The sequence below is a fragment of the Streptomyces sp. NPDC001407 genome, from assembly GCF_042895325.1.
In the GTDB taxonomy this organism is placed as follows: Bacteria; Actinomycetota; Actinomycetes; order Streptomycetales; family Streptomycetaceae; genus Streptomyces.
In genome coordinates this window covers 102,351-118,422 of the sequence record NZ_JBIAWF010000010.1, presented here as the reverse complement: position 1 = coordinate 118,422, position 16,072 = coordinate 102,351, and the positions used below count along the sequence as shown (strand labels likewise).

Genomic DNA, 16,072 nt, shown 5'->3' with positions numbered 1-16,072 from the left:
CCGGGCGGGTGCGCCTACGCTCGGACACTGTGACCAGACTGCACGTTTTCGATATGGACGGGACCCTCATGCGCGGGTCCGCGGCGGCCGTCGAGATATCCCGGCAACTCGGCCTGGAGCGCGAGATCGCCGAGCTGGAGCGGGCCTTCGCCGCCCGTGAGCTGACCCCGCCCCGCTTCGCCGCCCTGGCGTGCGAGCTGTGGAGCGAACTCACCGAGGAACACGTCGCCGCCGCCTTCGAGGGCGCGCCCTGGATGGAGGGCATCCGGGAGGTATGGGCGGACATCCGCGCCCGGGGCGAGCGCTGCGCGGTGATCTCACTGTCCCCGAGCTTCTTCGTGGACCGCCTGCTGACCTGGGGCGCGGACGCGGCCCACGGCTCCCGCTGGCCCGCCGTCCCCTTCCGCGACCCCGTCGACCCGACGGCGATCCTCGACGCGGACGCCAAGGTGCGGATCGCCGACGAACTCTGCGCGCGCTACGGACTGGGCCGGGCGGACTGCGTGGCCTACGGGGACTCGATGTCGGACACCGAGCTCTTCGCCGCCGTGCCGGTGTCGGTGGCGGTCAACGCGGATCACCATGTGCGGGACGTGGCGGCGCACGCGTACACGGGCACGGACCTCAGGGCGGCCTACGAGCTGGTGCGCTGACCTGCCGCGGCCGACGCTCGCCTGTCTGTCGGCAGGGCTGACTCGCGGGGAACCGCCGGGGGCCCCAGCCGGGCCCGGGAGCGGGTCAGCCTAGCCTCAACCGCCGTGTGATTACCCGGAGTTCTCACTATTTCCCCGGAGTCCCCCAGGAAAGTGACATGCTGCGCGGACGGCACCTTCCGGCGCGGCCGGAAGGGGGAGGACCGACCGAGACATGTTCGAGGCGAGACGATGAGGGACGCTCCGACCACCACGACAGGCGACGGCGGCAGCGACGCCGGCCGGGGTGACCGGGGCTGGTTCACCACCCCCGGGCAGCGCGCGGACGGCAGCCCCCCGGGTGAGCACGACGGCCGCCCGGCCGACGACCCGCCGGGCGGCGCGCCGGAGCGTCCCGCCGTACGGGCCGCGAAGTGGGTGCCCGTGCGGGCGGTGGCCCCCGACCGCCCCGTGGACCGCCCCCCGGCGGACCCCGTACGCCGCCACTACGCGAATCCACCGGACGGCAGACCCGTGCGGCCTGGGCAGCGGCCGGAGCTGCGGCAGGAGCAGCGGTGGGAGCATCCGGCCGCGCCGCCCGAACACCCTGCTGCCCCACCTGAACGCCCGACGGGCCTCCCGCACCGCCCTGACGAGCGGCTTCCTCGTCAACCGGCCCCGGAACCACCGTGGTTCGCGTCAGGACCGCAGGGCGAGCACCAGCGCCCGGCCGACGGCCCGCCGGACCGCCCCACCCGTCCCGCTCCGCCTCCCGCTTCCGGGCAATCCCCGTCTCCCGACGCCCAGTTGATACGGCGGACGCTGGCCGGGATCGAGCCCGTCGCCGACAAGGCCACCTCGTACTTCTACGCATTGCTGTTCGTGCGCCACCCCGATCTGCGGGCCCTCTTCCCCGCCGCGATGGATCTCCAGCGTGACCGGCTGTTCAAGGCGCTGCTGACCGCCGCACGCCACGCCGACGACGCCCCCACGCTCACCGCCTACCTCTCCGGACTCGGGCGCGGACACCGCAAGTACGGCACGCAGCCCACGCATTACCCCGCCGTCGGCGAGTGCCTGATCGCCTCGCTCGCGCGCTACGCCGGGGACTCCTGGAACGAGGCGGCCGAGGCCGCCTGGGTGCGGATCTACACCGCGATCTCACAGATCATGATCGACGCGGCCGCCGAGGACGAGGCGTGCTCCCCCGCCTGGTGGCAGGCCGAGATCATCGGCCATGAACTGCGCACGCCGGACGTCGCCGTCGTGACCGTACGGCCCGATCAGCCCTATCCCTTCGTCGCCGGGCAGTACACCAGCCTGGAAACCCCCTGGTGGCCGCGCATATGGCGGCACTACTCCTTCTCCGCCGCGCCCCGCCAGGACGGGCTGCTCTCCTTCCACGTCAAGGCCGTTCCGGCCGGGTGGGTGTCCGGTGCGCTCGTCCATCGCGCCCGCCCGGGCGACGTCCTGCGGCTCGGTCCTCCCACCGGTTCCATGATTGTGGACCACACCACTGACAACGGCCTGTTGTGCCTGGGCGGCGGCACCGGCATCGCACCCATCAAGGCGCTGGTCGAGGACGTCGCGGAGCACGGCAGACGGCGTCCCGTCGAGGTCTTCTACGGCGCCCGCCACGACGGCGACCTCTATGACATCGACACCATGCTGCGGTTGCAGCGCTCACACCCCTGGCTGTCCGTCCGCCCGGTCGTCGCGGAGGGGCCGACCCGCGGGCTGGTCGGGCAACTGCCGCACATCGTCCGGCAGTACGGCCCGTGGAACGCCTACGACGCCTACCTCTCCGGCCCGCCGGGGATGATCCGCAGCGGCGTGGACACCCTCAGACGCATCGGCGTTCCCCCGGACCGGATCAGACACGACTCCTTCGGCGACCAAGGCGTGACGCCGGGCTGACGCGTCAGCCGAGGTCGTCCGCCAGGAGCGCCCGTACGCCCTCGATGTTCGCGTCGAGGTAGGCGCGCAGGGACGGCGGCACCAGCTCGACGGAGGCGATCCCGGCGCGGCTGAAGGGGATGCGCACCACCTCGTACGTCCCGCACGGCTCGTCCACCTCGGGGCCGTGGCGCAGCGAGTAGTCCATGGAGGCGAGGCGGCAGACGAAGAAGTGCTGCACTTTGACGCCGTGGGCCGCATGGTGAGTGGAGTGGGAGACCGTGTCGACGAAGGCGGGGACGATGTCGACGACCTTGGCGCCGAGCTCCTCGTCGACCTCGCGGTGGAGGGCGGCGACGACGGTGGAGTCCTCGGGCTCCATGCCGCCGCCGGGGGTGATCCAGTACGGGGCCTCGCCGGGCTTGGTCCGCTTGATGAGGATCATTTCGAGGTCGGAGTCGCCGGTGGATCCCGGTGCGGTGCTGTCGAGCAGGATGGCACGGGCGGTGCGCTTGACCACTGGACGTTCGGTCATAGGGGACATCTGCCGCGTGACCGCCCTGGTGAAACCCTTCCGTGCGGGCCTTTCTCACCAGGAGTCGGCAGCGCGCAGCAGCCACTCGTGTGCGCGGGCGAGGTGCGGGTGGGCCAGGCTGCCGGTGCGTACGACCAGGAAATAGGTGCGCAGCGGCGGGACGGGCGGGTCGAGCAGGGCCACGATCTCGCCGGTGTCGAGCGCGTCGGAGCACAGGTAGCGGGGCAGCACGCCGAGCCCGGCCCCCGCGGTGACGCAGGTGAGGACGGCGCGCAGGTCGGGGGCGATGACGCTGCCGTCGGTGACGGGCTTGGTGTCGAAGACGGCCGTCCAGTAGCGGGTCACGAGCGGCAGGCTCTCGTGGACCTCGACGACGGGCAGGTTCTCCAGGGCCGGGGCGCCCTTGTCGCGGAGGACGGCCGCGCCGCCGAGGCGGGCCGCCCAGCGCGGGGCGGCGACCAGCACGTGTTCCTCGTCGCAGAGCGGGGTGGCGGTGAGCAGGCGCCCGCGGGGGCGCGAGGTGGTGATCGCGAGCTCGTGGTGGCCTGCCGCGAGCCCCTCGAAGAGCTCGTCGGCGGTGCCGTGCGCGGCGCGGACCGCCAGGCCCTGGGTGATGAGCGGGGTGAGTGCGGGCAGGGCGCGCAGGGCGAGGAATTCGGGCGGGCCGGCGAGGTGCAGCGTGGTGGTGGCGGACGGGTCGTCCAGCCCGCCGGCCTCGGCGATCTCCAGGAGGGCGTCGACGTGGGGCGCGACCTTGTGGGCGAGTTCGTCGCCGATGCCGGTGGGGGTGACGCCGCGCGCCTGCCGGAGGAAGAGGGGGCGCCCCAGCTGCTTCTCCAGCGCGCGTATCTGGCTGGTGACGGCCGGCTGGGAGAGCCCGAGGAGCGCGGCGGCCCGCGTGAAGGACCCGGCCCGGTGCACGGTGACGAAGGTGCGTAAGAGGGTCAGATCCATGCTGTCTCCCCTGGGCCGGGACACCCGTCGGTACGGGAACTATAAATAAGTCGATAGGGATGTGTCGCCCGCGTGATTGGACACTGACGCAGAGTCAACTAGCCTTGGTCGCACGGCCCGTCGTGTGTTCTCCGGCCGGCTGTGACGGCTCAAGCCAAGAGGGGGGAGGCTTGAGCCGTCTCCCCTGTCCGCACATCCTGACCTGCCGGTTTGTAGTACGGGTAGGGCTTCCATATGTGCTCTGGGGAGAATCTGGGGAGAATGAGCACCGGGGGAGCGGCGGGCGGGGTGTAGCCCATCATCCGGTCGACCGCCGCGGCGCCCTTGTGGCCGGACTGCGGCATGAAGTGCGCGTAGTGCTCGAAGGTGATCGTAGCCGTCTCGTGGCCGAGCCACTGAGAGAGCGTGACGATGTCCTCGCCGCCCTGGAGCACGGTGGAGGCGTACGTGTGGCGGGTGATGTGGAAGCCGAACTTGCGGGGCATCTTGAAACTCCCGCGCCGGGCTCCCGGGGCAGACGGGGGGATCACGCCGGCCGTGACGAGGGCGGGTTTCCAGGTGCGGATGTTCCACGTGTTGAAGTTGTTCACACGGCCGTTGACCGTGGTCAGTACCAGCCGGTGGGTCTGCGTCTCCTCGGACGTCGACTTGCCCCACGGAAGTTCAACCGCGACCGGCGGGAACTCCGCGATGTGATCGATTACCCCTGCCTCGACCGACGGGGCCATGGGCACGATGCGGGTTTTCTCGCCCTTGGGGAGCTTGAAGAAGATCCGGTTATTGATCATCTGCACCTGTCGGCGCACATGGATCACGTGCCGTTCAAAGTCGAAGTCCTCCTCCGCGAGGCCGAACACCTCACCCTGCCGCAGACCGCACCCGGCGCCGAGCGCGACCGTCAGACGATGACGGCGGTTGATCGCCGCCAGGACCCGCTGGACGACCGCCGCCGCCCACGCTTCCCTCTTCTCCTTGATCTTCTTCGAGGGGAAGACCACTGACTTGGAGCGGGCGGGGTTCGTTCCGATGCGCTTGTCGTCCACCGCAACATCGAGGATGTTGCGCAGAGTTGAACAGATGCTGTGCGCGTAGGTGTTCGCCAGCTTGGCTACCTCGTCCAGCAGGACGATGAACCTTCGCACGGCTGCAGCATCGATGTTCAGCAGAGGGCGGTCACCGAGGAAGTCGTGGATGTGGTTGAGCTGATGGCCGATGTTCCGCTTGCTCTTCTCCGTGCCGCTTTTGCCTTGCAACCAGACGGAGTTGATGTATTCGGAGAGGGTGATCAGGCCGTCTCTGGGGTCGGCGAAGGTTCCGCGGCTCACGTCCGTCTGAGCGGCGGCCAGCCAGTCCTTCGCGTCTTGCTCGATCCCAAAGGAGGCGTCCGAGACGCCGGGTATGCCGGCGACTCGGTACCGCTTCCCCTTGCCGTAACGGCTGGTCCGTCGGCGCTTGCCGGTGACCGGGTCTTTCTTCTTGGTCAGCCAGCGGTCCTCGATGTATCCAGGCATTCAAGTTCCATCCTGCGTATGCGGAGGCGCACCCGGAGCATGTGTTCGGTGACGTTCAGCTCCTGGGCCGCTTCCTCGTAAGTGGTCGCCCAGTGCAGCGTCGACTGGAGGTCGACGGCCGGGATGAGCTTGCGGGCCGCAGCCTCGTCCGCGCGGTCTTCCTGACGGCGCGCCCAGACCCGTTCGGCGGCGCTGGTGCGGCGGCATTCGGTGTCGCCGAAGCGTGCGTGTTCGATCTCGTGAGCGAGTGCGCAGCGTTCTTCGGCGCGGGTGAGTCGGTCGGCGATCACGATCAGCCGGCGGGAGGGCACCCACCATGCCCAGGAGTCGCGCAGGGGCGCGTAACGGATGTGGAGGCCGAGTTCTTCGGCGCTGTCCCATGGCGAGTAGGCCGCACGGGCGGGCACACGGGCAGGGCGGCGTTGGGGCGGCACGAGTCCCTGCCGCGTGGTGGCGCCGATGCGGTCGAAGGCATGGGAAGTCATGCGTCCCCGTTTCAACACAGACAGAACGATCAGTGGATCTTGTCCGGAATGATCGTCCGTGCGCAAGTCAAAACGGTGCGTAACCTTCTAGCCCTGTGCTTGCTCCTCGTCGAAGCTCCGGACGATCTCGTCCACGACCGCCCGGTCCGACTCGGGTCCGCCGTCGCCGCCGGGCGAGTGGGCGACGGCCGCGAAGTGCTCCTGTGTCAGTCGGTCTTGGCGGGCCGAGACGGTGGCTGCCAGGAGGGCTTCGGCCGCTGCTTCGTATTGGGCCACGGCCGCTGGGGGTGCGCCGAGCTCTTCGCACACCTTGCTGAACTCCATCGCCCCCGTGAGCGCCCGGAGTGCTTGCCCGGCGTGTGCAGTGTCGACGCGCACGACCGGCTGAACTGCCGGAGGGGCCGGGCGGGTCTGGCCTTCCAGGATGGAGTCGACAGCGCCGGATTCCCATCCCAGGGCGGTTTCGATCAGGGCGAGGGTGTAGGGTCTGCGGCGCTTCGGGGCGGGGCCGGTCTCGGCGTTCTTCACGCTGCCCACGGATACGCCCGCGCGCTCGGCCAGTTCGGCCTGGCTCAGACCCTGACGTTCCCGCTCTCGCCGGATCGCGACGCCGAGCCGCTTCCAGTCGCGCGTTAGCTCGTTCAAGATCCTTGCCCGTTCGTTGGCTGGTTTGCCTCGCGGTCAAGTTACTTCCCCCCTTGTTCGTTGTGCAACGCGCTGAAACGCAATGAAACGCCCCGAGGTCATCAAAGTCAATCGATAGCCATTTATCGCTTGTTTCGTTGTCCTTCCTTGGCTAACTTTGCCGATGTGGGGGCGTGATCATGCGTTCCCTTTAACGAGGGGGTTTCTCGTGATCACTGGCGTCATATCGGATTCGTCTGCGCCCCGGGGGGACGCGCTTCCGCCTGCCGTGCTGTCCACCAAGCAGGCCGCCGCATATCTGGGCCTGGCTGTCCCGACTCTCCGGACCTGGAGGCATCGCCGCATCGGGCCCGCGTCATTCCGTATGGGCGGGCACGTGGTCTACCGGCTGCGCGAACTGGACTCGTACCTGGACGCGTGCGAAGCGGCCGACTCCCGTTCCAACCCGGAGCTGAACCCCCTCAACAGGGTTCCCCGGCCGAAGCGCGACCGGTCCGGACGCCGCATCAATGAGCGGTGCGCGGCATGAGCGCATGGATTGCCGTGGGGTTCCTGCTGGTGGTCGGCGCGGCGGCGGCGTGGCTGGTCCACACCGACGGTGTACCCGGCAGCCGCCGGCGCGGCCGTCACCGTGGCGGTGATTCCCGGTGAACGCACCCGAGATCCCCGCCGCCCGCTTGCTGGGCGTGTTCACCCCGGGCACCCTGGAGTGGGAGCACGTCCGGTCGGGCCTGGTCATCACTGCCACCGACGCGGTCGCGGTCGTAGGGCTCTCGCCCTGGCGCTCGCCGTTCTCTCTGTGGCACCGCAAGGCAGGCACAACCCCGCCCGAGACCGCCGCGCCGACAGCGGCCATGGCGTGGGGTACCCGCCTGGAACCCGTGATCGCTGACGCGTTCGCGGAGGCGCACCCGGACCTCGTGGTCCACGCGACGGGTACGTGGGCGCACCGTGGGCGGGAGTGGCAGCGTGCTACCCCGGACCGGATCGTCACCCCCGCCGACGGGGGGCCGGTGTCGCTGCTGGAGATCAAGACCAGCCGCAGTGCAGAGGGCTTTGGCGAACCGGGGACGGATGAGGTCCCGGCGCACTACAGGTGCCAGGTGCTGTGGCAGCTGGACACGTTGGGTCTTGGCTCGGCGACGCTGGCGGTCCTCGTGGCCGGGCAGGAGTACCGGGAGTACGTCATTGCGTATGACGGGGCGGAGGCGGCGTTGCTCCGGGACCAGGCCGCGGAGTTCCTCCGGAGCCTGGCCAGCGGTGAGCCGCCGCCGCTCGACGGGCACGTGGCCACCTACCGCACCGTGCAGGGGCTCCCTGACGGGGTGGAGGACGTGGTGGCGGACATCGACCCTGGGATTGCCGAGTCGTACCGGGCCGCGGTCCTGGACGTCCAGCGGGCGGAGGAGCGGAAAGTGGCGCACGCTGCCGCGGTCCTGGCCGCCATGGGTACGGCCCGCCGTTGCGCGGCGGCCGGCCGGACGGTCGCCACGCGCAGCGTGCGGCCGGACGGCACCACCCGCTCGCTCATCCCCAACCGCACCTACATGAAGGCAGAGGACGCCGCATGACCTCCCTTGTCCGCACCATGCCCGGCCGCCGCTCGGGCGGTGCGGCCGCGCGGATGGCCGTCCGCGTGGCCCAGGTTCGTGCCGAGCGGCGCACCAACAGCCTCCTGGAGCGCATCCGTTCGGCGGCCGGTGCCGATCAGCTCGCCCTGGTCCAGGCGCTCATCCTCGACTACGCCCAGGTGCGGGTCGAGTTCTCCGCGAACGACTTCCGCGACCAGCTTCCCGACCTGCCTCACGGGGTGCTCGGCGCGGCGGTGCGTGGCCTCGCCGCCTCCCGCTCGATCACCAACACCGGCCGGACCGTGCCGTCCACGTCGCCGGACACGCACGGGCACCGCATCGCCGTCTACCGCCTCCCCGACGAGGCGGAGGAGGCGGAGGCCGCCGCGTAAGCGCGCCCACCAGCCGGCCCGGTCCACCGGGCCGGCGCAGTCATCGTCACCAGGGGAGGGAAAGATCATGTGGGCGAAGCTGGACGACGGGTTCCACTCGCATCCGAAGATCGTCAGGGCGGGCAACGCGGCCGCCGGACTGCTGGCGCGGGTGATCTCGTATGCGGGACAGCACCTGACGGACGGCGTCGTACCGGGTGCGGTCGTGCGGGAGTACGGGACCGCGCCGCAGATACGCAAATTGGCCGCTGTCGGGCTGCTGCACGCCCCCGGGCATGAGTGCGCACGCTGCCCTCAGCCGGATGCCGGGGACTTCCTTGTCCACGACTTCCTCGCCTCCAACCCCTCCCGGGCCCGGATCGACGCCGACCGCGAGCGCGCCGCCGGCCGCCAGCGGGACGCACGGGCCGCCCGGAACGGTGCCGATCCGGCCTCGAATCGCCGCCGTTCCGCCCCCGTTCCGGATCCGGAACGTCCCCGGAACGACGGCGATTCGCCCCCGCGTTTCCCGGACGAACCGCAGGTCAGGGGCGGTCGTCACGCCGCACGCCTCGCGGGCGCGCACGTTGACCCGACCCGACCCGACCCGAGTTCTCTCCCTGACGGGAGAGAACCTTCCCCCTTCCACCCCCCGCAGCGCACCGCACCGATCACAACAGCGCCAACAGGAACGGGGGTGCCTGAGTTCGCCCGGACGCTGGCCGACATGCTCACCGCCGCTGGCTGTGTTGTCGGCTGGCGGACCGACAGCGGCGACCGCGACGCCCTCCGGCGGCACCTGGAGCGGGTGCCCGCGGCACGGCTTGTCGACGCCGCTTGCCGCGCCTGGAACCCCAGCGACCCGCCGCGCACCGTCCGCTACCTGATCAAGGTGTGGGACGCCCTGCCCGACATCCCCGCCGACGCCCCCGCCGCACCCGCGCCCGTTCGCGCCGCCGACCACCAGCAGCGGTCGACGGACGACATGTTCGCCCGCGCCCTGGAGCGCGCCCGCTCCCGCTCGGCCGCCGAGAACCCCGCCGACCACGACACACAGAAAGCGCTGATCGCGTGACCCCCGAAGAGACCGTTGCCCTGACCCGCTACGTCCGCGCGATCTGCCCGCAGCAGCGATTCGACGAGTACACCCCCGACGCGTGGCACGACGTCCTCGCCCCCTACAGCCTCACCGACGCCCGCGCCGCCGTCGTCGCCCTCGTGGACTCCGGCAAAGCCTTCGTGGCCGTCGGCGAGATCACCGCCAAGGTGCGCCAGATGCGGGCCGGCCGGTCCCGCCACATCCACGGCCCCGGCCAGTCCCCGGAGATCCCCGACGCCGACCCCGACGACGTCGCCGCCTACCTCGCCGCCGTCCGCGCCCAGCGCATCCGCGCCGCCGACCCCACCACCCGACGCCGCCCCCTTGCCGAGCTCCTCGCCTCCACCGGCCGCCACGTTCCGAAGGAACCCCGCTGATGGCCACCACCACGATCTCGACCACCACACGCAACCCGCCGACCTCGCCCTACGCCCCACCCAGGCCGCCAGCGGCCACAACGGGCCCTCTCGCGGCACAGCCCGCCCGCCGGGGCTTTCCGGCTGGCAGATGCCCGCAAGCGCCCCGCACAGGGCCGTGCAGCCGTTCGATGCCCCGGGCCCGCTTCCGCCCGCCGACCACTTCGGAAAGCCACGTGCTCCCTATCCAGATCACGCCCCCGCCCTACGTCCCGCGGACCGAGGACTACCGCCTTCCCTGCACGGCCGCCCCCGACCTCTTCTTTCCGCCCGACGGGCAGGAGCAGCCGGACGAGCACGCTTATCGCGTCGAAGCGGCCAAACACCTCTGCTCCGGCTGCGTCATGCGCACCGAATGCGCCGCGTGGGCCCGCGACCACCGCGAACCGGGCATCTGGGGCGGGCGCACCGAGGCGGAGCAGGACTACCGCCCCACCTCCCGTCGGCTCGCCTCCCGCCGGGCGACGTCCACGGAAGGCTCCGCAGCATGATCCGGGACACCGCGGACACCATCACCGACGACCGACTTGACGACCTTTACGAACGGCTCGCCACCGCAGCCCACATTGTCGACACGCTCCTGTGCACTCCGCGTCGGCAAGGGGAGATTGCCGCCGCCCTCCAGGCCCTGTGCGTCGGCGACATCACCCCCGAACACGCCGTAGCCCAGGCCGCAGGCTGACCACCGCCCCGCCGACACGAAAGCGCACCATGACCAGCACAGACCGCCCCGCGTGCACCGTCTGCCACCGCGTCCTGTGGGCCGACGAATGGCACCGGTACGCGTGCCGCCCCTGCGAACGGCGCATCACCGACCAACTCGACCAGCTCCCGGACCTCATACGTGATCTTCACGGGCTGCTGGCCCCGGGTTCCGGCCGCGCACCCTACGGGCTCCGCGTCAGCGCCAGCACCGAGCCGCCGGCACCCCTCCGCCTCGACGTCCTCGACCGCATCACCGCCGCCACGGCCGCCCTCGACAGCTGGCTAGCCGACTGGCACGACCACCTCCAATGGACGGCGCCCACCTACCGCTCCGACCCGCTCACCGAGGCCGCCACTGCCCTCCGCGCGAACGTGCCCTGGGCCGTCGAACACCACCCCGCCGTCGATGATTTCGCGCGGGAGATCGGCGAGGTGCACAGCGATGCCACCGGACTCCTCGACCCCGCCACCCGCGCCCGGCGCATCGGGCACTGCCCCGCGCCCTCGCCCGACGACGCCACCCAGGCATGCGGCGCCGTCCTGCGCTACACCCCGGGCGCGGCCACCGTCACCTGCCGGTGGTGCCGGACCACCTGGGACGCCCTGGACCTGGGCGCAGCCCTGGCCCTGGCCGTCTGAGCAGCAGGGGTCTTTGGGGTTTTCCCCGGACCGTGTCACACTCGATTGCAGCACCCCCCGTATGTCCGCATACCGGGGTGAACAGACCCGAAAGCCCCACCGGCCCCTCCCCCCTGGCCGGTGGGGCTTTCGCCGTACCTGGGCGGGAGGCAGACGCACGTGTCCCCAACTCCCTTTATCTGCGACACCGTCGCCGCCGCCCATTACGTCCGCGTGACCCCGGCCGCTGTCCGCCAGTGGATACGCCGAGGTCACGTCCAGCGGACCGGATACGACCGCGCCGGCCGCGCCCTGGTCGACCTGCGCGAGGTCCGCGCCTACCTCACCAGGCGCGGCACACCCGAGTGAACATCCGCCCGTGGAAGGCCCTTTGCGGCCGTCGGGTCCCGCAGCTCACGACGGAGTGAGCGCCCGCGCCTCCAGGCGGGCAAGCCGGTTCGACTCCGGCCGGGACCACCGGGGGCTGCACCGCCCATCAGTAACCGGCCCCCGCCCTCGCGGGGGTGAGCCGAACGGGGTCGCAAGATCGTGCAGCCCCTCCTACTCCAACAGCTTCCGTGTGTGGTGTGCGGCAAGCACTCCGGCCCCAGTAGCTCACCCCGGCGGGGGTGACCGAACCGGCTGGCAGAGAGGGTTCGAACCCCTCCGCACGGACCCCCCGACCGGCCCACGCAGGCGGCGACGGGGGATTGACCACCCCGGCACCAGTGACGGTGCCCCGACGCGGGTGGGGCAGCCCGTACCAATGGCGCAGGGTGGCAACTGAGCCAGGCCACCGGCTAGTCAGCCCCGACCGCATAGACGATTCCCAGCCGTTCCAGCGGCAAGGGATCGGGGATGTACTCACTTGGCCGCACGGTTAACGAACTCACTTGCAGGGTCTCAGGATTGATGTACAAGGCGGCCCATACGCCAGTGCGCCGTGGAGCATCCAACTCCGTAGGTAGATCGAACTTGCCCTCAAGCGTGACGAAGTAGCACGGATGGTCACCGGCCGTCACGCCGGGATGAAGCAGTTCGGTAGCAGCCTTGTGCGTCGTGTACACCACCCGTACATTTTTCGGACGCTCCTCGCCACATACGCGCGACCACGCCCTTACGGCATCGCACACGCCTTCCAGCTGTTCGCGCCTTATCTCCCTGTCATCCATGTCTGCGAGCGTAGCCAGGACACGCGCACCGTGTAAGAGATGAAAGCTGCCCCTTCGGGCCGGGCCGTCACTTTGCAGCCCTCCCACGCGTGTACTCGTTCGGGCTCGCTCTGGAGCGGGACGTTGCGCTCAGAGGTCCGCGCACCACTCGCATACCAGTGAGGGAAGCGGGTGGGCGCGGACACTCCGGCCTGATTCACGAAGCCGCACAAGCCGCTAGCACCAGGCTGCCTTGCCCACTTCCAAGATCGCAGGGTGCTGGAAGGCTTCGGGGATGTCGGTGACCCACGCCTGGTCGGCAGGCGGGACGCACATCGGACTGTCGGACTTGTCGATGTTCCTGTGAAGCCACACACGCCGGTTACAGTTGCTGGCTATGGAGGCTATGGGCCAGTTGGGGAAATTCCACTCGTGGGCCACACAGGGGTAAGTGCCAATATTGTCGTGGGTGCGGTTGTAAATCGATAAGTTATATTCCTCCGATGCGCCCGGCTTCCCCTGCGCGTTGGCCGCTTGGCCAGTGGCCGCCTGGGACGGCACTGCGAGCGCTATCGAGGCAACCGCCAGCGCCAGAGACGCTCGAAGCGCCTTCTTCGACCGCAACATGATCTTCCTCCTGATCGTTTACGGGGGGCGCAGATGTGCCTGCGCAATTACCCACCCACGGATCATGCGTGAGCGGGAGTTAGCTAATCATCGAACTCCCGTTCGCGGCACAGGATTTCAAGCCATGACCCACATGAGGGCCTGATGCTCGGTCGGGTGCTTTACGCGGTTATTCCCAAGTGACAGATGATGCTGCCGAGGTGATCGTTACGGCTTGGACGACAAGCGACCGACAGGCCCGCTTGCCCGGCGACTGGGTAATCATCCGGCAACGTATCTTGGCCCGTGATCCGGTGTGCCGCCTCTGTGGCGTGCGCCGGTCGACGCAGGTCGACCACATCCAGGCCATGACCGACGACCACCGCGACCGGGCTCTACAGGGCGTCTGCGGCCCGTGCCACGCTCAGAAGAGCGCAGCCGAGGGAGCCGCCGGCCGTGCCCTCCGGCCCGGCCGGCGCCGCCCTGACGACCCCCACCCTGGCCGCCTTGATCACCTTCTGTAACGGTCCTGGTTGGCCCTGGTCGGCCGGCCCCCTGGGGGGTGTCCCCCTCCCCGGTTCTCTCCCCGGGCGATGGGCAATGCACTCCCGGTTCTGTACGGGTTTCCAGGTCGCGAACTCGCCTTGACCAGTGGAGGAGGGAGGCTCCCGTGGGTACCCGCGGCCCCGTGCCGAAGCGTTCTTCGGAACGCCGACGGCGCAACATTCCCGACGGTCCCGACGTGGTGAACGCTCCCTCCGCCGACGGCACCGCGCCGTGGCCGGAGCCCGAGGGCACGTGGCACCCGATCGCCCGGGACTGGTACTCGTCGCTTGCCCTGTCGGGTCAGTCGCAGTTCTACGAGCCCTCGGACGTGGCAACCGCCCGGTACGTCGCCGAGGCCATGTCCCGGAATCTCGACGCCGGTGCCCGCTTCTCCGCCCAGCTCTTCGCCGCCGTCAACAGCGCTATGACGGAGCTGCTGACCACTGAGGGCGCCCGCCGCCGTGTGCGGATCGAACTGGAGCGGGCCCCTGCCGAGGCGGAGACGCCGGCGGGGGTGACCGCCATCGCGGACTACCGGGCAGCGCTCGGCTCCTGACTCGCGCATGGGCGGGGGTGACGACCCCTGCCCCCCTCCGCTCCGGCCCCCGACGAGGACTCACCGCCCGACGTCATCGAACCGGTGGCCATCGGCCCGACCTGGCGCCGTGGCACCGACGGACGGTTCGTCCTCCCGGAGTTCTCGTTGGGCTGGCACGTCCTGTCATGGACTGCGCAGTACCTCCAGCACTCCACCGACCGCCCCTGGCGCTACACCCCCGAACAGGCCCGGTTCACCCTCTGGTACTACGCAATCGACCCGGTCACCGGGCGGTTCCTGTACCGGGATGCGGTCTTCCAGCGGCTCAAGGGCCACGGCAAAGACCCGCTCGGCGCGACGTACGCGGCAGTTGAGTTCGTAGGCCCCTGCCGACCGTCCGGCCAAGTCGCCGGTCCTGGGCATCCCTCGGGGGTTCCGGAGGGGCAGCCGTTGGGGCAGCCGCACCCTGAGCCGTGGGTTCAACTGGCCGCCGTCAACCAGTCGCAGACCAGGAACACCATGGTCCTCTTCCCGGGACTCTTCACTTCCCGGGCGATGGAGGAGTACGGCATCGACCTGGGCAAGGAGGTCATTTACGCCCACCGGGGCCGTGCCCGGATCGAGGCCGTTACCTCCTCGCCGCGCGCTTTGGAGGGCTCCAGGGCATCCTGGAGCTTGATCAACGAACCGCATCACTGGCTCGCCAACAACTCGGGCCATGCCATGGCAGCCGTCATCGAGCGCAACGCCACCAAGTCGGCCGACGGCAGCGCGAGAACGCTCGCGATCACCAACGCCTACGAACCGGGCGAGGACAGCGTCGCGGAGCGTACCCGGGAGGCGTGGGAGGCCGCGCAGGCCGGCCGCGCCGTCGACACCGGACTCCTCTACGACTCCCTCGAAGCACCGCCCGACGCGAAGCTGAACGCCGCGTGGGCGCCCGCAGTCATCCGGGCCGTGCGCGGGGATGCGACATGGCTGGACATCGATCGCATCGTGGCCTCCATTCTCGACGTGAGGAACCCCGCGTCCCGCTCCCGGCGGTTCTGGTACAACCAGATCACCGCGGCCGAGGACGCGTGGATGGCGCCCTATGAATGGGATGCCTGCGCCCGCCCCGACCTCTCCCTTTCCGACGGGGACGAGATCGTCATGTTCTTCGACGGCTCGAAATCCCACGACGCCACCGGCCTCGTTCTGTGCCGCGTCTCCGACGGGCACGTGAGCACCGCGGGGGTGTGGCAGCGCCCGCCGCAGGTGGAGGTGTGGAACGTTCCGCGGGAGGACGTCGACGCCACCGTGGACCGCGTGTTCGCCACCTACCGGGTGCTGGCGTTCTTCGCCGACCCCGGTACCGGTGAGGACGAGGACGGCGGCCGCTACTGGGCGCACTACATCGATGGATGGGCCGAGCGCTACGGCGCCCGTCTCCTCGTCCACGCCACCATCACCGGCACGCGCCGCCATGCGGTCGAGTGGGACATGGGCGACCGCCGCCGTCAGGAGGAATTCACCCACGCGGTGATGCGCGCCCGCGTGGACATCCTGGAACGCCAGATCACCCACGACGGCCACCGGATCATGCGCACACACGTCGGCAACGCGCGACGGCGCGTGAACCAGTGGGGCGTCACCATCGGCAAGGAACACCGCGAATCACCCCGGAAGGTGGACCTGGCGGTGTGCATGGTCGGCGCGCGGATGCTGCGCCGCCTCGTCATCAACAGCAGCAAGTACGGCAAGCGCCCCCGGGCGCGCGGCAAGGGACGCGTGATCGTCCTCGGATAGATGGA

At 70.2% G+C, this 16,072-nt stretch carries 21 protein-coding genes; 14 read left to right on the top strand and 7 right to left on the bottom strand.

Annotated features, from left to right (window positions below; all coding sequences use genetic code 11):
• Nucleotides 1-29: 29 nt before the first annotated feature.
• Nucleotides 30-653 carry an HAD family hydrolase gene (locus ACFY1P_RS16170; protein WP_390750930.1) on the top strand — a complete coding sequence of 208 codons (624 nt, stop codon included), beginning with the start codon at nucleotides 30-32 and terminating at the stop codon, nucleotides 651-653.
• Between the two features lie 231 nt (nucleotides 654-884).
• Entirely contained in the window at nucleotides 885-2,549 is a 1,665-nt protein-coding gene (locus tag ACFY1P_RS16165) for a globin domain-containing protein (protein ID WP_390750929.1), read from the top strand.
• A gap of 4 nt (nucleotides 2,550-2,553) precedes the next feature.
• Here ACFY1P_RS16165 and ACFY1P_RS16160 read toward each other — a convergent pair whose 3' ends face one another.
• The 5 genes from ACFY1P_RS16160 to ACFY1P_RS16140 all read right to left on the bottom strand — a co-directional run bounded on the left by ACFY1P_RS16160 (nucleotide 2,554) and on the right by ACFY1P_RS16140 (nucleotide 6,658).
• Complete coding sequence (locus tag ACFY1P_RS16160) at nucleotides 2,554-3,063, bottom strand: NUDIX domain-containing protein (protein WP_361519478.1); 510 nt, start codon at nucleotides 3,061-3,063, stop codon at nucleotides 2,554-2,556.
• Nucleotides 3,064-3,117: 54 nt separating this feature from the next.
• Entirely contained in the window at nucleotides 3,118-4,017 is a 900-nt protein-coding gene (locus tag ACFY1P_RS16155) for a LysR family transcriptional regulator (protein WP_390750928.1), read from the bottom strand.
• 149 nt (nucleotides 4,018-4,166) lie between these two features.
• Complete coding sequence (locus tag ACFY1P_RS16150) at nucleotides 4,167-5,528, bottom strand: tyrosine-type recombinase/integrase (protein ID WP_390750927.1); 1,362 nt, start codon at nucleotides 5,526-5,528, stop codon at nucleotides 4,167-4,169.
• Nucleotides 5,498-6,013 (bottom strand): ImmA/IrrE family metallo-endopeptidase, encoded by a 516-nt coding sequence (locus ACFY1P_RS16145; RefSeq protein ID WP_390750926.1) that lies wholly within the window; start codon nucleotides 6,011-6,013, stop codon nucleotides 5,498-5,500. The genes ACFY1P_RS16150 and ACFY1P_RS16145 overlap by 31 nt, the downstream gene beginning before the upstream one ends.
• A gap of 87 nt (nucleotides 6,014-6,100) precedes the next feature.
• Entirely contained in the window at nucleotides 6,101-6,658 is a 558-nt protein-coding gene (locus ACFY1P_RS16140) for a helix-turn-helix domain-containing protein (protein ID WP_390750925.1), read from the bottom strand.
• A gap of 163 nt (nucleotides 6,659-6,821) precedes the next feature.
• Between ACFY1P_RS16140 and ACFY1P_RS16135 the strand changes: the two genes are divergently transcribed.
• From ACFY1P_RS16135 to ACFY1P_RS16090, 10 genes are all read left to right on the top strand, one after another.
• On the top strand, nucleotides 6,822-7,187 hold the full coding sequence (locus ACFY1P_RS16135; RefSeq protein WP_390750924.1) for a helix-turn-helix transcriptional regulator: 366 nt from the start codon (nucleotides 6,822-6,824) through the stop codon (nucleotides 7,185-7,187).
• Nucleotides 7,184-7,309, top strand: a complete 126-nt coding sequence (locus tag ACFY1P_RS16130; protein ID WP_390750923.1) for a hypothetical protein — start codon at nucleotides 7,184-7,186, stop codon at nucleotides 7,307-7,309. Before ACFY1P_RS16135 ends, ACFY1P_RS16130 begins: the two co-directional genes overlap by 4 nt.
• Complete coding sequence (locus ACFY1P_RS16125) at nucleotides 7,306-8,229, top strand: YqaJ viral recombinase family protein (protein WP_390750922.1); 924 nt, start codon at nucleotides 7,306-7,308, stop codon at nucleotides 8,227-8,229. The genes ACFY1P_RS16130 and ACFY1P_RS16125 overlap by 4 nt, the downstream gene beginning before the upstream one ends.
• A complete protein-coding gene (locus ACFY1P_RS16120) occupies nucleotides 8,226-8,621 on the top strand; it encodes a hypothetical protein (protein WP_390750921.1) in 396 nt (131 codons plus the stop codon). The genes ACFY1P_RS16125 and ACFY1P_RS16120 overlap by 4 nt, the downstream gene beginning before the upstream one ends.
• Nucleotides 8,622-9,297: 676 nt before the next feature.
• Nucleotides 9,298-9,675, top strand: coding sequence for a hypothetical protein (locus ACFY1P_RS16115; RefSeq protein WP_390750920.1), 378 nt, complete (start codon nucleotides 9,298-9,300; stop codon nucleotides 9,673-9,675).
• A complete protein-coding gene (locus ACFY1P_RS16110) occupies nucleotides 9,672-10,076 on the top strand; it encodes a hypothetical protein (protein WP_390750919.1) in 405 nt (134 codons plus the stop codon). The genes ACFY1P_RS16115 and ACFY1P_RS16110 overlap by 4 nt, the downstream gene beginning before the upstream one ends.
• A 215-nt stretch (nucleotides 10,077-10,291) precedes the next feature.
• The gene (locus ACFY1P_RS16105; RefSeq protein WP_390750918.1) at nucleotides 10,292-10,606 is read left to right on the top strand and encodes a WhiB family transcriptional regulator; all 315 of its coding nucleotides are present in this window, start codon (nucleotides 10,292-10,294) and stop codon (nucleotides 10,604-10,606) included.
• The gene (locus ACFY1P_RS16100) at nucleotides 10,603-10,797 is read left to right on the top strand and encodes a hypothetical protein (RefSeq protein ID WP_361519446.1); all 195 of its coding nucleotides are present in this window, start codon (nucleotides 10,603-10,605) and stop codon (nucleotides 10,795-10,797) included. Before ACFY1P_RS16105 ends, ACFY1P_RS16100 begins: the two co-directional genes overlap by 4 nt.
• 29 nt (nucleotides 10,798-10,826) lie before the next feature.
• Nucleotides 10,827-11,459: a hypothetical protein gene (locus tag ACFY1P_RS16095; RefSeq protein ID WP_390750917.1), complete on the top strand. Its 633-nt coding sequence runs from the start codon at nucleotides 10,827-10,829 to the stop codon at nucleotides 11,457-11,459.
• Nucleotides 11,460-11,618: 159 nt separating this feature from the next.
• Nucleotides 11,619-11,807 carry a hypothetical protein gene (locus tag ACFY1P_RS16090; RefSeq protein ID WP_390750916.1) on the top strand — a complete coding sequence of 63 codons (189 nt, stop codon included), beginning with the start codon at nucleotides 11,619-11,621 and terminating at the stop codon, nucleotides 11,805-11,807.
• Between the two features lie 431 nt (nucleotides 11,808-12,238).
• On the opposite strand, the gene ACFY1P_RS16085 is transcribed toward ACFY1P_RS16090, so the two are convergent.
• Both ACFY1P_RS16085 and ACFY1P_RS16080 read right to left on the bottom strand, forming a co-directional pair.
• Nucleotides 12,239-12,610 carry a hypothetical protein gene (locus ACFY1P_RS16085; protein ID WP_390750915.1) on the bottom strand — a complete coding sequence of 124 codons (372 nt, stop codon included), beginning with the start codon at nucleotides 12,608-12,610 and terminating at the stop codon, nucleotides 12,239-12,241.
• A gap of 216 nt (nucleotides 12,611-12,826) precedes the next feature.
• On the bottom strand, nucleotides 12,827-13,216 hold the full coding sequence (locus ACFY1P_RS16080; protein ID WP_390750914.1) for a hypothetical protein: 390 nt from the start codon (nucleotides 13,214-13,216) through the stop codon (nucleotides 12,827-12,829).
• Nucleotides 13,217-13,937: 721 nt separating this feature from the next.
• Between ACFY1P_RS16080 and ACFY1P_RS16075 the strand changes: the two genes are divergently transcribed.
• Nucleotides 13,938-14,297: a hypothetical protein gene (locus ACFY1P_RS16075; protein ID WP_390750913.1), complete on the top strand. Its 360-nt coding sequence runs from the start codon at nucleotides 13,938-13,940 to the stop codon at nucleotides 14,295-14,297.
• An 84-nt stretch (nucleotides 14,298-14,381) separates the two neighbouring features.
• A complete protein-coding gene (locus ACFY1P_RS16070; protein WP_361519431.1) occupies nucleotides 14,382-16,067 on the top strand; it encodes a terminase in 1,686 nt (561 codons plus the stop codon).
• The last annotated feature ends 5 nt before the right edge of the window (nucleotides 16,068-16,072 follow it).

What these genes read in the sequence shown, in the direction of transcription:
- ACFY1P_RS16165 (WP_390750929.1), top strand. Translation starts at nt 885, where the DNA reads ATGAGGGACGCTCCGACCACCACGACAGGCGACGGCGGCAGCGACGCC.
- ACFY1P_RS16160 (WP_361519478.1), bottom strand. Translation starts at nt 3,063, where the DNA reads ATGACCGAACGTCCAGTGGTCAAGCGCACCGCCCGTGCCATCCTGCTC.
- ACFY1P_RS16155 (WP_390750928.1), bottom strand. Translation starts at nt 4,017, where the DNA reads ATGGATCTGACCCTCTTACGCACCTTCGTCACCGTGCACCGGGCCGGG.
- ACFY1P_RS16150 (WP_390750927.1), bottom strand. Translation starts at nt 5,528, where the DNA reads ATGCCTGGATACATCGAGGACCGCTGGCTGACCAAGAAGAAAGACCCG.
- ACFY1P_RS16145 (WP_390750926.1), bottom strand. Translation starts at nt 6,013, where the DNA reads ATGACTTCCCATGCCTTCGACCGCATCGGCGCCACCACGCGGCAGGGA.
- ACFY1P_RS16135 (WP_390750924.1), top strand. Translation starts at nt 6,822, where the DNA reads ATGTGGGGGCGTGATCATGCGTTCCCTTTAACGAGGGGGTTTCTCGTG.
- ACFY1P_RS16130 (WP_390750923.1), top strand. Translation starts at nt 7,184, where the DNA reads ATGAGCGCATGGATTGCCGTGGGGTTCCTGCTGGTGGTCGGCGCGGCG.
- ACFY1P_RS16120 (WP_390750921.1), top strand. Translation starts at nt 8,226, where the DNA reads ATGACCTCCCTTGTCCGCACCATGCCCGGCCGCCGCTCGGGCGGTGCG.
- ACFY1P_RS16100 (WP_361519446.1), top strand. Translation starts at nt 10,603, where the DNA reads ATGATCCGGGACACCGCGGACACCATCACCGACGACCGACTTGACGAC.
- ACFY1P_RS16095 (WP_390750917.1), top strand. Translation starts at nt 10,827, where the DNA reads ATGACCAGCACAGACCGCCCCGCGTGCACCGTCTGCCACCGCGTCCTG.
- ACFY1P_RS16085 (WP_390750915.1), bottom strand. Translation starts at nt 12,610, where the DNA reads ATGGATGACAGGGAGATAAGGCGCGAACAGCTGGAAGGCGTGTGCGAT.
- ACFY1P_RS16080 (WP_390750914.1), bottom strand. Translation starts at nt 13,216, where the DNA reads ATGTTGCGGTCGAAGAAGGCGCTTCGAGCGTCTCTGGCGCTGGCGGTT.